We start from the raw sequence: 14,103 nt of genomic DNA, 5'->3' as shown, positions 1-14,103 counted from the left end.
GCGAATGAACGCGGCAGGCACTCTTTCCATCACGGCGGATCGCCTGCTCGGGCGGCTGCGGGCGCTGGGGCAGATCGGACGTGATTCCGAAGGCCGGTTGACCCGCCTCGCGGCCTCGGAGGCCGACAAGGCCGGACGCGACGCCGTGGCCGGGTGGATGGAAGCGGCGGGGCTGGAGGTCGTCGTCGATCGGATCGGCAACCTGTTCGGCCTCTGGCGCGGCGGCGAGGCCGGGCTGGCGCCGGTGATGGTCGGTTCGCACATCGACACGGTCATCGACGCCGGCATCCTCGATGGCTGCTACGGCGTGCTGGCCGGGCTGGAGGCGGTCGAGACCCTGCGGGACGCCGGAATAGTGCCGCCACGATCCGTCGTGGTCGCCGCCTTCACCAACGAGGAAGGCGTCCGCTACGCCCCCGACATGATGGGGTCGCTGGTCTATGCCGGCGGCCTGCCGGTCGAGACGGCGCTGGCAAGCGTCGGCACGGATGGCACGGTGCTGGGCGAGGAACTCGCGCGCATCGGCTATGCCGGCGCGCAGGCGCCGGGCTTTCTGACGCCGCATGCCTATGTGGAGCTGCACATCGAGCAGGGGCCGGTGCTGGAACGGGAGGGGCTCCGGATCGGCGCCGTGGAGAACCTCCAGGGCATTTCCTGGCAGCGCGTGACCATCGAAGGTATCGCCAACCACGCCGGGACGACGCCGATGGCGATGCGCCGTGACGCGGGACTTGCCGCCGCCCGCGTGGTGACGTTCCTGCGCGACCGCGTCGCCCGTGGCAATGCTCCGACCGTGGCCACGGTGGGATGCATGTCCTTCGCGCCGAATGCGATCAACGTGATTCCCTCGCGTGCCGTCTTCACGGTGGATCTGCGCGATCCGGACGAGGCGCGGCTGCGGGAGGAAGAACAGGCGCTCGCTTCCTGGCTGAAGCACCTCGAAGCCGAGGAGGGGGTCACGATCTCGGTCGAGCGGCTGGCCCGCTTCGCACCGGTGGCCTTCGACCAGGGCATCGTCGGGATGGTGGAGCGCGCCGTGTCCCGTCGCGGCCTGAGCGCGCGGCGCATGACATCGGGGGCGGGGCATGATGCCCAGATGATGGCGCGGATCTGCCCGACCGCGATGATCTTCGTGCCCAGCATCGATGGGATCAGCCACAATCCCCGCGAATGCACGGCGGAGGCCGACCTGGTTGCCGGCGCCAATGTCCTGCTCGACACCCTGGGGCAGCTCTCCGCCGCATCCGCCCGCTGCTAGAACTTCACGCGCGTGCCGGCCAGGAAGGACGGTCCGGGTGTCTGGAAGCCGCTGGCCGGTTCGTAGCGTGAGTCCCCCAGGTTGCGCCCATCGGCGAACAGCGTGATCTGCGGCGTCACCGCGTAGCTGACCGCGAGATTGAAAATCAGCCCGCCCTTGGTCATGCCGACCCCGGAGGAGAAGCCTTCGTCGTTGACCAGGTAGTCGCTGGCGCCGGAGGCGTAGACCAGTTCGGGGGCGATGGTCAGGCCGGGCAGGGGGGTGGCGCGCAGGTTGGCGCTGGCGGTGTTGCGCGGGCGGCGCTTCAGCAATGCCCCGCTCTGGTCGCGGGCGTCGGTACAGGTCCAGCTCAGCACTGCCTCGGCCCAGGAGAGTGGCCGCAGCGTCAGGCTGGTTTCCACGCCGGTGATATGGGCGCGCGCGATGTTCTGCGGCGTCGATGACGAGAAGTCGGACGCGTACACCACCTGGATCAGGTCGCGGATGCGGTTGTCGAAATAGGTGACCTCGAGGGTGGCGGCGTCGCGGCGGCCAAGCGCGGGCAGGTCGATGGCCCAGCCGGTTTCCCAGCCTTCGCTACGTTCCGGCCGCAGGTTCGGGTTGCCGACATAGCCGTAGCTGCCAACGCCGAACAGGTCGAACAGCGAGGGCGCGCGGAAGCCGGTGCCGTAGGATGCCTTGGCGCGTGACCACAGTTCCGGCAGGGCCAGCACGCCACCGAGACGCCAGGTGAAGGCGTCGCCGCCGAAGCTCGCGCTCTCCTGGCGGAGATTCGCCGTGGCGGTCAGCCGGTCGAACAGCGTGGTCTGCAGGCCGGCATTGCCGGAATCCGACGTGGCGTGCGCGCCGACCGCTTGGTTGGAGGGAAAGCCGGCGTAGCTTTCCGTCAGGCTCGATCTGGCGCGGTCGAAGATGTGGGCGGCACCGAAGGTCAGGGCGGTTTCGCGGGCCGGGCCGAGATCGGCAAGATGCACGGTGTTGGTCCAGGTCAGCGCGGTGCGGTAGCCGCGGTAGCGGCCATTGCTCTGCAACTGGTTGGGATCCGCCGCTTCCAGCGGCTCGGTGTATTTGCGGTTGGTGGTGACGTAGGCAAGCGACAGGCCGGTGTCCCAGAGTCCGTCGAACAATTTGGAATCGATGCCGATCCGCCCGGTGAAGGCCTCGTCGCGGCCGGTATAGGCGGGGGCGTCGAAGGCGGGCGAGCCGAGTTCATCAAGCCCGAACACGGCGCGGCGCCAGCGCAGCAGGGTGCTGATACGGGTGCCTTCGACCGGGGTGACGCCGAGGTTCAGGCTGGCGACCTGGGCGCGGTAGCCATCGCGCTCGCCGGTGTGGACGGTCTCGCGTTGCGGCGTGGTGTCGAAGCCAAGCTGAGAGCGGCTCTGCACCGCGAGGCTGTAGTCGACCATGCCGCTGGCGCCGGAGAGGCCGGCGCTGCCGAGGATGGCACGCGGCAGGCCGGCGGCGAATTCGGCGGTGGCGGTGGGGGCGCCGCTGCCCTGCTTCGAGATCAGGTTGATGACGCCGCCGATCGCGCCCGAGCCATAGAGCCCGGACATCGGGCCGCGCACCACTTCGATGCGCTCGACATCGGCCAGGGTCTCGACGCCGAAATTATAGGCGCCGTTGGGATCGGAGGGATCGTTCAGCGGCACGCCGTCACGCAGCACCAGTACGTGGTTGGAGTTGGTGCCACGGATGAAGGCGCTGGCATTGCCGCCATTGCCGCCCGATTGCACCAGCGCGAGCCCCGGCACCGCGTGCAGCGCGTCGCTCAGCATGGTGTAGCCGCGCGTGGTGATGGTCTGGCGGTCGATCACGGTCACGCCGGCCGGGATCAGCTCGGCGAGGGTGGGGATGCGGGTGGCGGTGACCACCTGTTCGGGCAGGACGAGATCGGTCTGGTCCCTGGGTGGGGCATCCCCGGCCCGCGCCGCGAGGGCGGGCAGGGCGAGAACGGACGCAAGCAGCATGCGGCGCATGCGGATACTCCGGCGGCGCGGCACCCTCCCTGGGGCACCGCGAGAGGATGGGTCGATTGCCGCCTGCGGGTCTTTCTCCCGCTGCCAGGGTTCACCCCGCCCCTCGCGCGCGTGCAGTCTCGGGGACGGCCGGTCTCCTGGCTGGTGGCATCCCGCCCCGCCTTCTCGCCCGCGATCCGGGCAATGGCGTCCTGGGGCCGGTGCGGACATTGCGGTCCGCGCGTCACCGACAGTTGCGGGGGCAGCCGCGGCCCGGGCCCCGTGCCGGAGCCCTCCCGCATTCCCGTTTCAGCCCTTGCGGGCCACCGTCACCTGCAAGGGTGATAGCCGAAGCGGGCGCAAGGCGGGATATCGTCCGGCCCGGACCGGGGACGGATCGATGCGCATGGTTGCCAAACTGTCACAGTGTCGCCGCGCTGGCGGGAAACGCGGCGCGGCTGGCGGCCGGCCCCTGCAATGCCTCGGTCACGGCACGCTTCAGGGCCGCCATCGCTTGCGGGCACCGGTCGGCGATGCTGCGGGCCAGATCGACCACGGTGTCGGAGAGGTCCTCGTCGGCGACGACGCGGTTGACCAGCCCGATCCGCTGCGCCTCGGCGGCGGCGATGCGCTGGCCGGTGGTGAGCAACATGCGCGCATGCGCGGGTCCCACCACCGAAACCAGTTGCCGGATCATGGCGCCGTCCTCGGCGAGTTCGGCCGCAGGGCCGGGGAAGCCGAAATCGGAGTCGATTGCGGCGATGCGCAGGTCGCAGTGCAGGGCGATCCCGAGGCCCGCGTCGAGGCAGGCGCCACGGATGCGCGCGATGGTTGGCCTGGGGAAGCCGGCAAGGCGCGCCCACGCGCAGGCGGCCAGGCGCATGGCCTCGCCGTGGAGCAGGTCCGGGTCTGGATCGGCGCCGGCGACGAAGGCCGTGGGGCCGGCGCCGGTCAGCACCACCACCCGCACGCCGTCATCGCGGGCGAAATCGTCCAGGATCTGCGCCAGCCCGTCCCACATGCCGATGGTCATGGCATTGTGTTTCGCGGGACGGGCGAAGGTGATCAGGCCCACGCCGTCCACGGTTTCGGCCAGAATCCTGCCTTCGACATGGTCCCGCATCGTCACGTCCCCGCTGAGCGGCGGGGATGATCGACCGGATGGTACTTCCGCTCAACCCCGGCGGGGCGATAGGGATTGTTCCATGGACGATGTCGACCTTGCGCTGATCCTGGGCTTCGACTGCTCGGCCAGCGTGACCTTCGAGGAGTTCGACCTGATGGCCCGGGGCTGCGCCACGGCGCTGCGGGATGCCGAGGTGGAGGCCGGGTTGACCGGTGGCCCCGCCGGCGCCTGCCTGCTCGCGGTGCTGCTGTGGTCGGGGGTCAACGAACAGGATGTGCTGGTCGAATGGACCCGCGTCGATTCGCCGGCGGCGCTGGCGGCCTTCGCCCAGGCGGTGGAGGACGTGCCGCGCTCGGTGCGGCCGGGGGCGACCGCGATCGGCGAGGCGCTGGGGGTCTGTGCGCGCCTGCTCGCCGAGGCGCCGGCACGGGCGCGCCGCCGCATCATCGACCTGGTCGGGGACGGGCGGTCCAATGAAGGGGTCCCGCCCGCCTCGGTGCGCGACCGCCTGGTCGAAGCGGGGGTCACCATCAACGGGCTGTGCGTGCTGCACGAGGAACCGGACCTGGTGGAGAGCTACCAGCGCGAGGTGATCGGCGGTCCCGGCGCCTTCGCCCTGGAGTGTCGCGACTACGCCGGCTTCGCCGAGGCCATGCGGCAGAAGCTGCGGCGCGAGATCGCCGCGACCGATGCGGCGGCGTGGCCGGCGTGCACATAGGCGGGATACTTTAAAATATTTGCTGACACGCATTAATATGGCGCCATTGATGCGTGAAATTTATTGTGGCTTTACTTGGGCTGTCACAGCCACAATTCAGGTCACCGGACAGCATCATGAGTTCCTGGGCATCGGGCTATGTCGCTGACATCGGCTACACGCACGGCTTCTACCGCGAGCTGACGCCGGCCCTGCTTGGCTTCATCAGCCTCGCCCGCGGCCGCAGATCACCGCTGCAGGCCGGTCCGCTGACCTATTGCGAGCTGGGCTGCGGGCAGGGATTTTCCACCAATCTGCTGGCGGCGGCGAATCCCGACATCGAATTCTTCGCGACCGACTTCAATCCCAGCCATATCGCCGGGGCGCAGGCGTTCGCGGCGACGGCGGGAACGCGCAACGTGCATTTCTTCGACCAGAGCTTCGCCGAGTTCGTGGACGAGCCATCCCTGCCGGACTGCGACATCATCAGCCTGCATGGCATCTACAGCTGGGTCACGGCGGAGCACCGCGCCGACATCGTCCGCTTCATCCGGCGCCGGCTCAGGCCGGGGGGGCTGGTCTATATCAGCTACAACACCCAGCCGGGCTGGTCGGCGGCGGCGCCGATGCGGCACCTGATGTCGCTGCACGCCAGGACCCAGGCCGGGCCCACCGTCGGGCGCCTCGATGCGGTGCTCGGCTTCACCGACCGCGTGCTGGCCACCAACCCGGGGTTCCTGCGCGCCAATCCCGCGGTCAGGGACCGCTTCGACCGGATCAAGGCCCAGAACCGGGCCTATCTCGCCCATGAATACCTGAACGATGCCTGGACGCTGTTCTACCACGCCGAGGTCGCCGCCGAACTCGGCGAGGCCAAGCTCGACTTCATCGGCTCCGCCGCTCTGCTCGAGCATATCGATGCGATCAACCTGAGCCCCGAGCAACTGCGGGTGCTGGCCGAGATCAGCGAACCGACGCTGCGCGAGACGGTGCGTGACTTCATGGTCAACCAGCAGTTCCGGCGCGACGTGTTCGCCCGCGGCTCGGTGGGGCTGTTCGCCCAGGAGGCCAGGGAAATCTGGCTGGAGCAGCGTGTCGCGCTGTCGACGCCGCGCCAGGACGTGCAGCTCACCGTGACCGGATCGGCCGGACAGGCCACCCTGCAGCCGGAGACCTACCTGCCGGTGCTCGATGCCCTGGCGGAAGGGCCTCGCACCCTGCGGCAACTGCTCGAGGACGCGACCATCGCCAGGCTGGGCTGGCCGCGCCTGCAGCAGGCGGTGCTGGTCCTGGTCGGCGGCGGTCACCTGCAGCCGGCGCGCGACGAAGCGGGCGAGGCGGCACGGTCGGAGCGGACAACGCCCTTCAACGAGGCGGTGCTGCAGCGGGCCCGCTTCGCCGACCAGCTCCAGTTCCTGGCCTCGCCCGTGACCGGGGGCGGCATCATGGTGGACCGGATCGCCCAGTTGTTCCTGCTCGGCACGCGCAGCGGGCAGGCGGATCCGCCGGGCTTCGCCTGGGACATCCTCAGCCAGCAGGGGCAGCGCCTGGTCCAGGACGGCAAATCCCTGGAAAGCTCCGAGGAGAACCTCGCCGCGCTGCGCTTTCGCTTCGGCATGTTCACGGAGCGCCAACTGCCCGTGCTGAAACAGTTGGGCATCGCCTGACACTGGCCTGCACGCCTCTTCACCCATTGCAAGGGAGATTGCAAGGGAGACACCATCCACGGTTTGCTGCTGCCCAGCGGCGCATTTGCCGGCGGGCGTGCGTTACGGCCGTGAACGCTTGCCGTGGTCGGGCTTTCTGTGCGGGTGCGCGATGGTATTGGCGCCCGTCGCTGGTCCGGCCGACGGCAAAGGCCGCAACGATGGGCAGGAAAGCCTGGAGGAAGGTGCATGGGCTCCCTTCTCGACGTCCTCGGCATGCAGGGACTGCCGCCGCACGGCTTCTGCCTTGCCTGGCAGCCCGGGCTGATCTGGCTGCACGCCGCGTCCGACGCGGCGATCGGAATTTCCTATTTCGCCATTCCCCTGGCGCTGGCCGCCTTCGTCAGCCGGCGGCAGGACCTGGCCTTCGGCCGGATCTTCTGGATGTTCGCCGCCTTCATCCTGGCCTGTGGCGCCACCCATTTCATCGAGATCCTCACGCTCTGGTATCCGCTTTACGGCGTGCAGGGGGTGGTGAAGGCGGCCTGCGCCGGTATCTCGGTGGTGACGGCCATCATGCTGTGGCCGCTGGTCATGCGGGCCGCGGCCTATCCCACCCCGGCGGAATTCCGCCGCGTCTCCGACCAGCTCACCATCCGGGAGGCCGAGCGCAACCAGGCGCTGCAGCAGTTGCGCCAGACGGAGGAAAGCTTCCGCGTGTTGCTCGACGGCGTCACGGACCATGCCATCTTCCGCCTGGACGCCGGCGGCTGCGTCAGCACCTGGAACACCGGCGCCGGGCGGATCAAGGGCTACCGGGCGGAAGAAATCCTCGGCCGGCATTTCTCGGTGTTCTACACGCCCGAGGATCGCGAGGCGGGCGTTCCGGTGCAGACGCTGGAGACGGTGCAGCGCGAGGGCCGCTTCGAAGGCGAGGGCTGGCGGGTTCGCAAGGACGGCAGCCGGTTCTGGGCCAGCGTCGTCATGAATCCGTTGCGCGACGAGGCCGGGCGCCTCGTCGGCTATGCCAAGGTGACGCGGGACATCACCCGCCGGCGGCAGATGGAAGAGGCGCTGGAGCAGACCCGCGCGACGCTGGCGCAGGCGCAGAAGATGGAGACCATCGGCCATCTGGCCGGCGGCGTGGCGCACGACTTCAACAACCTGCTCACCGCCATCCTCGGCGGCGCGAGCCTGCTGGAGCGGCGCATCGGCGCGCAGATCGGCCAGGAGGCCGGCCAGATCCTGTCGGCGATCCGCGACGCGGCGCAGCGTGCCGCCCGGCTGACGCATCAGTTGCTGGCCTTCTCCCGCAAGCAGGCCCTGACCCCGCAGGTCATCGACGCCAACAAGCTGCTCAAGGGCATGTCGGAGCTGCTGGCGCGGACGCTCGGCGAGAAGGTTTCGATCCAGACGGTGCTCGCCGCGGGGCTGTGGCGGAGCTGCGTGGATGCGAACCAGCTGGAGAACGCCATCCTGAACCTGGCGGTGAATGCCCGTGACGCCATGCCGGATGGGGGGACGCTGACCCTGGAGACCGGCAATGTCTTCCTCGACGACGCCTATGCGGCGGTGCGCCCGGAGATGAAGCCCGGCCAGTACGTCATGGTGGCGGTGAGCGACAGCGGCACCGGCATGAGCGAGGAGGTCATGCAGCGTGCCTTCGATCCCTTCTTCACCACCAAGCCGGAAGGCCGTGGCACCGGGCTCGGGCTGAGCCAGGTGTTCGGCTTCATCAAGCAATCCGGTGGCCATGTCTCGCTGTACAGCGAGCTCGGCCACGGAACGACGGTGAAGCTCTATCTGCCGCGGCACCTGGATGACACCGCCTGCGAAGCTGTCCCGGAGATCTCCTATGCCGAGATCCCCCGGGGCAACGAGACCGTGCTGGTGGTCGAGGACCACGACAGCGTCCGCGACTATGTCACCAATGCGCTGCGCCATCTCGGCTATCGGGTGCTGGAGGCGCCGAACGGGGCGCAGGCCCTGGAGGTGCTGGCGGCAAATCCGGAAATCGCGCTGCTGCTGACTGATATCGGGCTACCCGGGATCAATGGCCGGCAACTGGCCGAGCAGGCGCGCGAGCGTGGCCCCGGGCTGCGGGTCCTGTTCATGACGGGCTATGCCCGCAATGCCATCAGCCACCAGGGCCTGCGCGACATCGGCATCAGCCTCCTGCCGAAGCCGTTCACCGTCGAGGCGCTCGCGCGCAAGCTACGGGAGGTGCTCGGCTAGGCTTGCTGTGCCGCGCAGCAAGAATGGGATCCAAGGGCCTTGTGGCCCTTGGTGGGTCAAGGGCGAAGCCCTTGCCTTGCCTTTTGCCGATCAGACGCGCCGAAGCGTGTAGATCTGTTCCAATGCGTGCACGATTTCGGCGCTGTGCTCGGCGTCGCGGGTCTCGAACATCACCTCGAGCTGCGCCGCCTGCACGGATGGTGACGCGAACAGCCGATGGTGCGAGACATCGATGATGTTGCCGCCCGCCCCGCCGATGCGTCCGGAGATATCGGCCAGCACGCCCGGGCGGTCCGGGATTTCCAGTACCAGCCGCACCAGCCTGCCGTCGCGCAGCAGGTTGCGCAGCAGCACGTTGGCGAAGATGCGCGGGTCGATATTGCCGCCGGTGATCGGCACGCCGACGCGGCGGCCCTTGAACCGGTCCGGGAAGGCCAGCAGGGCGGCGATACCGCTGGCGCCCGCGCCTTCGGCCACGATTTTCGCGCCTTCGCCGAGCAGGGCGATGGCTTCCTCGACGGCGCGTTCCGGCACCACCACCACGTCGGCGACATGGGCCCGGATCACCGAAAGCGGGCCGAGGCCGATATCGCGTACGGCGATGCCCTCGGCGATGGTGGTCCCGCCCACGGACACCGGCTGGCCGGCGAGTCGCTGGGCCATGGCGGCGTAGGCGGCGACCTCGACGCCGATCACCTCGATGCCGGGGCGCAGGCCGCAGGCGGCGACGGCGCAGCCGGCGATCAATCCGCCGCCGCCGATCGGCACCACCAGCGTGTCGATCTCCGGCGAGTCGGCGAGGATTTCCAGCGCCATCGTGCCCTGGCCGGCCATCACCCCGGCGTCGTCGTAGGGATGGATGAAGACCAGGCCTTCCTGTTCGGACAGGGCCTGGGCATGGGCGGCGGCCTCGGCGAGGGTATCGCCGTGCAGCACCACGCGCGCCCCCCAGGCGGCGGTGCGCGAGACCTTGGTCAGCGGGGTGTGCTTGGGCATCACGATGACGGCGGTGATGCCGAGCAACTGGGCGTGGCGGGCCACGGCCTGGGCGTGGTTGCCGGCCGACATGGCGATCACGCCGGCGCGCCGCTCGGTTTCGGTCAGCAACGCGAGGCGGTTGGCGGCGCCGCGTTCCTTGAAGGCGCCGGTCGCCTGGAGATTGTCCAGCTTGAGCGTGACTTCCGCGCCGCAGGCGCGGGAGATCACGTCGCACGGCACGGACGGCGTGTGCAGGACGCGGCCGGCGATGCGCTCGGCGGCCGCGCGGACGTCCGCGAGGGTGATCACGGGATCAGCGATACTGGACGGACAGGATCTCGTAGCTGCGGTCGCCCCCCGGGGCGGGAACCGAAATGGTGTCGCCGACCTTCTTGCCGATCAGCGCCTTGGCGAGCGGCGAGGAGATCGACAGGCGCGCCGCCTTGATGTCGGCCTCGTGGACGCCGACGATCTGGTAGGTGGCTTCCTTATCGGTTTCTTCGTCGACCAGCTTCACATGGGCGCCGAACTTCACCTGGTCGCCGGAGAGGGAGGAGGGGTCGATCACCTCGGCCGAGGAGACGATCTCCTCGAGCTCGGCGATGCGGCCCTCGATGAAGCTCTGCCGCTCCCGCGCCGCGTGGTACTCCGCGTTCTCGCTGAGGTCGCCATGCGTCCGCGCCTCGGCGATGGCCCGGATGACCGCCGGACGTTCGATGGATTTCAGCGTCTTGAGCTCTTCCTCCAACCGCTGCAGGCCAGGGGCGGTCATCGGGAACTTCTGCACGTCGGGAAACCTCGAAAAATCCAGGGTGGGGATGTCGTCACGGCATGGTATCGGATCGTCGCGGCCGGTCAGGTGCGGTGGCAGCCCAAAACGCGACCGCCGCGGCCCGGTTCACGCAAACCCCCCATGCTTGCGCACAGGGGGATCCGCGAAGCCGAGCCGCGCCGGGGCTCAGAACGATCCGCGAAAATAGGCCTGGAGCGGGGCAACTTCAAGTGCCCCGCTGCGCAGCGCCGCGATGGCATGGGCCGCGGCCCGGGCGCCGGCGATGGTGGTGTAGTGCGGTACACCGTGGGTGAGGGCGCTGCGGCGGATCTCGAAACTGTCGGTTACCGACTGCGCGCCCGAGGCGGTGTTGATCACCATCTGGATATCGCCGGAGCGAATCGCGTCCACGCAATGCGGCCGGCCTTCCAGCACCTTGTTGACGGGCGAGACGGCGATGCCGGCCTCGCGCAGCCGGCTGGCGGTGCCGCGCGTGGCCATGATGGAGAAGCCCATCTCCACCAGCCGCCGCGCCACCGCGACCGCCCCGGCCTTGTCCGCGTCGCGCACCGAAAGGAACACGGTGCCGTGATCGGGCAGCCGCACCCCGGCGCCGAGCTGGCTCTTGGCGAAGGCGCGCTCGAAGCTGGAATCCAGTCCCATCACCTCGCCGGTCGATTTCATCTCCGGGCCAAGGATGGTGTCGACATTGGGGAAGCGGTTGAACGGGAACACCGCTTCCTTCACCGCCACGTGCGGCGCCACCGCCTGCGGGTCGAGGCGGAATTCCGACAGCCGTGCCCCGGCCATCACCCGCGCGCCGATCTTGGCGACCGGCACGCCGGTGGCCTTGGCGACGAAGGGCACGGTGCGGGAGGCACGCGGGTTCACCTCCAACACGAAGATCTCGTTGTCCTTGATCGCGTATTGCACGTTCATCAGGCCGACCACGCCGAGCGCCTTCGCCATTGCCTCGGTCTCGGCCTTCAGCTCGGTCACCGCGGCCGGGCTCAGCGTGTAGGGCGGCAGGGCGCAGGCGGAGTCGCCGGAATGGATGCCGGCTTCCTCGATGTGCTCCATCACCCCGGCGACATAGACCGTCTCGCCATCGGCGATGCAGTCCACGTCCACTTCGATCGCGTCGTTGAGGTAACGATCGATCAGCACCGGGTTGTCGCCGGAGACGCGCACCGCCTCGCGCATGTAGCGGTGCAGGCCCTTCTGGTCGTGCACGATCTCCATGGCACGGCCGCCGAGCACGTAGCTCGGGCGGATCACCACCGGATAGCCGATGCGCTCGGCGATCGCCTCGGCTTCCCCGGTCGAGCGGGCGGTGCCGTTCTCCGGCTGGCGCAGCCCGAGCCGCTGCAGCAGATGCTGGAAGCGCTCGCGGTCCTCGGCGATGTCGATGGCGTCGGCGCTGGTGCCGAGGATCGGGATGCCGGCCTTGGCCAGCGACTGCGACAGCTTCAGCGGCGTCTGCCCGCCGTACTGGACGATGCAGCCGAGCACCTTGCCGCTGGATTGCTCGCGGCGCACCAGCGCGATCACGTCCTCGGCGGTCAGCGGCTCGAAATAAAGGCGGTCGGAGGTGTCGTAGTCGGTGGAGACGGTTTCCGGGTTGCAGTTGACCATGATGGTCTCGAACCCGGCTTCCTTCAGCGCATAGGCCGCGTGCACGCAGCAATAGTCGAACTCGATGCCCTGGCCGATGCGGTTCGGGCCGCCGCCCAGGATGATCACCTTCTCGCGCGCGGAGGGATCGGCCTCGCAGACCGGGGTGCCGAAGCCGCCCTCGAAGGTCGAGTACATGTACGGCGTGGCCGAACCGAATTCGGCGGCGCAGGTGTCGATACGCTTGTAGACAGCGTGCACACCCAGCTTATCCCGCAGGGCGGCGACCTCCGGCTCGGTGACGCCGGCCAGCTGCGCCAGTTGCCGGTCGGAGAAACCCAGCGCCTTCAGCCGCCGCAGCGCGCCCGCTTCCTGCGGCAGGCCCTGGGCAGCAACCGCGCGCTCGGCCTGCACGATCCGTTCCAGCTCGCGCAGGAACCACGGGTCGAACTTGCAGGTGCTGTGGATTTCCTCGACCGAGAGCCCGGCGCGCAGCGCCTGGGCGGCCATCAGCAGCCGGTCGGGCTTGGGCTGGGACAACGCCGCGCGGAAGGCGTCGGCGCCGCCATCGCCGGGCGGCTCGATCGGATCGAGGCCGGAGAACCCGGTCTCCATGCTGCGCAGCCCCTTCTGCAGCGCCTCGGCGAAGCTGCGCCCGATCGCCATCGCCTCGCCGACCGACTTCATGCTGGTGGTCAGCATCGGCGGCGTGCCGGGGAATTTCTCGAAGGTGAAACGGGGGATCTTGACCACGACGTAGTCGATGGTGGGCTCGAAGCTCGCCGGCGTGGTGCGGGTGATGTCGTTGGTGAGTTCGTCGAGCGTGTAGCCGACGGCAAGCCGCGCCGCGACCTTGGCGATCGGGAAGCCGGTGGCCTTGGACGCCAGCGCCGAGGAGCGCGACACCCGCGGGTTCATCTCGATCACCACCATGCGTCCGTCGGCCGGGTTGACCGCGAACTGCACGTTCGATCCGCCGGTGTCGACGCCGATCTTGCGCAGGCAGGCGATCGAGGCATCGCGCATGCGCTGATATTCCTTGTCGGTCAGCGTCAGCGCCGGTGCCACCGTGACCGAGTCGCCGGTGTGGATGCCCATCGGATCGACGTTCTCGATGGAGCAGACGATGATGCAGTTGTCCGCGCGGTCGCGGACCACCTCCATCTCGTATTCCTTCCAGCCGAGCACCGATTCCTCGATCAGCACTTCCTTGGTGGGGGAGGCGTCGAGGCCGCCGGTGACGATGCGCTCGAATTCCTCGCGGTTATAGGCGATGCCGCCGCCGGTGCCGCCGAGGGTGAAGCTCGGGCGGATGACGGCGGGCAGGCCGACCTGCGCCAGCGCCGCGCGCGCTTCCTCCATCGAATGGGCGATGGCGCTGCGCGGGCTCTCGATGCCGATCTCGGCCATGGCGTCGCGGAACTTCAGCCGGTCCTCGGCGCGGTCGATCACGTCGGCCTTCGCGCCGATCAGCTCGACGCCGTATTTCTCCAGCACGCCGCTGGCGGCGAGCTTCATCGCCGTGTTCAGCGCGGTCTGCCCGCCCATGGTCGGCAGCACCGCGTCGGGGCGCTCGCGGGCGATGATGCGCTCGACGAATTCGGGGGTGATCGGCTCGACATAGGTCGCGTCCGCCAGCCCCGGATCGGTCATGATCGTGGCCGGGTTGGAGTTGACCAGGATGGTGCGGTAGCCCTCGGCCTTCAGTGCCTTGCAGGCCTGCGCGCCCGAATAGTCGAACTCGCAGGCCTGGCCGATGACGATCGGGCCGGCGCCGATGATCAGGATGGAGTGGATGTCGGTGCGCTTGGGCATC

9 protein-coding genes and 1 riboswitch are annotated in these 14,103 nt (G+C 69.1%); of the genes, 4 read left to right on the top strand and 5 right to left on the bottom strand.

Going from position 1 to position 14,103, the window contains the following annotated elements:
• Positions 1 to 4 precede the first annotated feature (4 nt).
• Positions 5 to 1,258 (top strand): Zn-dependent hydrolase, encoded by a 1,254-nt coding sequence (locus NBY65_RS28460; RefSeq protein ID WP_150043471.1) that lies wholly within the window; start codon positions 5 to 7, stop codon positions 1,256 to 1,258.
• On the opposite strand, the gene NBY65_RS28455 is transcribed toward NBY65_RS28460, so the two are convergent.
• Positions 1,255 to 3,240 (bottom strand): TonB-dependent receptor plug domain-containing protein, encoded by a 1,986-nt coding sequence (locus NBY65_RS28455; protein ID WP_150043473.1) that lies wholly within the window; start codon positions 3,238 to 3,240, stop codon positions 1,255 to 1,257. The genes NBY65_RS28460 and NBY65_RS28455 overlap by 4 nt on opposite strands.
• A gap of 110 nt (positions 3,241 to 3,350) precedes the next feature.
• Positions 3,351 to 3,565: riboswitch (cobalamin riboswitch) on the bottom strand.
• 75 nt (positions 3,566 to 3,640) lie between these two features.
• Positions 3,641 to 4,342, bottom strand: coding sequence for an enoyl-CoA hydratase-related protein (locus NBY65_RS28450; RefSeq protein ID WP_150043475.1), 702 nt, complete (start codon positions 4,340 to 4,342; stop codon positions 3,641 to 3,643).
• Positions 4,343 to 4,424: 82 nt separating this feature from the next.
• Between NBY65_RS28450 and NBY65_RS28445 the strand changes: the two genes are divergently transcribed.
• The 3 genes from NBY65_RS28445 (at position 4,425) to NBY65_RS28435 (ending at position 8,923) form a co-directional block, all read left to right on the top strand.
• Entirely contained in the window at positions 4,425 to 5,063 is a 639-nt protein-coding gene (locus NBY65_RS28445; protein ID WP_150043477.1) for a DUF1194 domain-containing protein, read from the top strand.
• Between the two features lie 116 nt (positions 5,064 to 5,179).
• Positions 5,180 to 6,709: a class I SAM-dependent methyltransferase gene (locus tag NBY65_RS28440; protein ID WP_150043480.1), complete on the top strand. Its 1,530-nt coding sequence runs from the start codon at positions 5,180 to 5,182 to the stop codon at positions 6,707 to 6,709.
• Positions 6,710 to 6,937: 228 nt separating this feature from the next.
• Positions 6,938 to 8,923 carry a PAS domain-containing sensor histidine kinase gene (locus NBY65_RS28435; protein WP_150043481.1) on the top strand — a complete coding sequence of 662 codons (1,986 nt, stop codon included), beginning with the start codon at positions 6,938 to 6,940 and terminating at the stop codon, positions 8,921 to 8,923.
• A gap of 90 nt (positions 8,924 to 9,013) precedes the next feature.
• On the opposite strand, the gene NBY65_RS28430 is transcribed toward NBY65_RS28435, so the two are convergent.
• The 3 genes from NBY65_RS28430 to carB all read right to left on the bottom strand — a co-directional run bounded on the left by NBY65_RS28430 (position 9,014) and on the right by carB (position 14,102).
• Entirely contained in the window at positions 9,014 to 10,210 is a 1,197-nt protein-coding gene (locus NBY65_RS28430; protein WP_150043484.1) for a threonine ammonia-lyase, read from the bottom strand.
• A 4-nt stretch (positions 10,211 to 10,214) separates the two neighbouring features.
• The gene (gene greA / locus NBY65_RS28425; RefSeq protein ID WP_150043486.1) at positions 10,215 to 10,688 is read right to left on the bottom strand and encodes a transcription elongation factor GreA; all 474 of its coding nucleotides are present in this window, start codon (positions 10,686 to 10,688) and stop codon (positions 10,215 to 10,217) included.
• A gap of 171 nt (positions 10,689 to 10,859) precedes the next feature.
• Positions 10,860 to 14,102 carry a carbamoyl-phosphate synthase large subunit gene (gene carB / locus NBY65_RS28420; RefSeq protein ID WP_150043488.1) on the bottom strand — a complete coding sequence of 1,081 codons (3,243 nt, stop codon included), beginning with the start codon at positions 14,100 to 14,102 and terminating at the stop codon, positions 10,860 to 10,862.
• Between the last annotated feature and the right edge of the window lies 1 nt (position 14,103).

Origin of the sequence: Rhodovastum atsumiense, assembly GCF_937425535.1 — a bacterium.
Taxonomy (GTDB): domain Bacteria; phylum Pseudomonadota; class Alphaproteobacteria; order Acetobacterales; family Acetobacteraceae; genus Rhodovastum; species Rhodovastum atsumiense.
Note: the sequence above shows the minus strand (reverse complement) of the source record. Positions and strands in the feature narration are given on the sequence as shown.

Coding starts and splice junctions, on each gene's coding strand:
- NBY65_RS28460 (WP_150043471.1), top strand. CDS start 5: ATGAACGCGGCAGGCACTCTTTCCATCACGGCGGATCGCCTGCTCGGG.
- NBY65_RS28455 (WP_150043473.1), bottom strand. CDS start 3,240: ATGCGCCGCATGCTGCTTGCGTCCGTTCTCGCCCTGCCCGCCCTCGCG.
- NBY65_RS28450 (WP_150043475.1), bottom strand. CDS start 4,342: ATGCGGGACCATGTCGAAGGCAGGATTCTGGCCGAAACCGTGGACGGC.
- NBY65_RS28445 (WP_150043477.1), top strand. CDS start 4,425: ATGGACGATGTCGACCTTGCGCTGATCCTGGGCTTCGACTGCTCGGCC.
- NBY65_RS28440 (WP_150043480.1), top strand. CDS start 5,180: ATGAGTTCCTGGGCATCGGGCTATGTCGCTGACATCGGCTACACGCAC.
- NBY65_RS28435 (WP_150043481.1), top strand. CDS start 6,938: ATGGGCTCCCTTCTCGACGTCCTCGGCATGCAGGGACTGCCGCCGCAC.
- carB (WP_150043488.1), bottom strand. CDS start 14,102: ATGCCCAAGCGCACCGACATCCACTCCATCCTGATCATCGGCGCCGGC.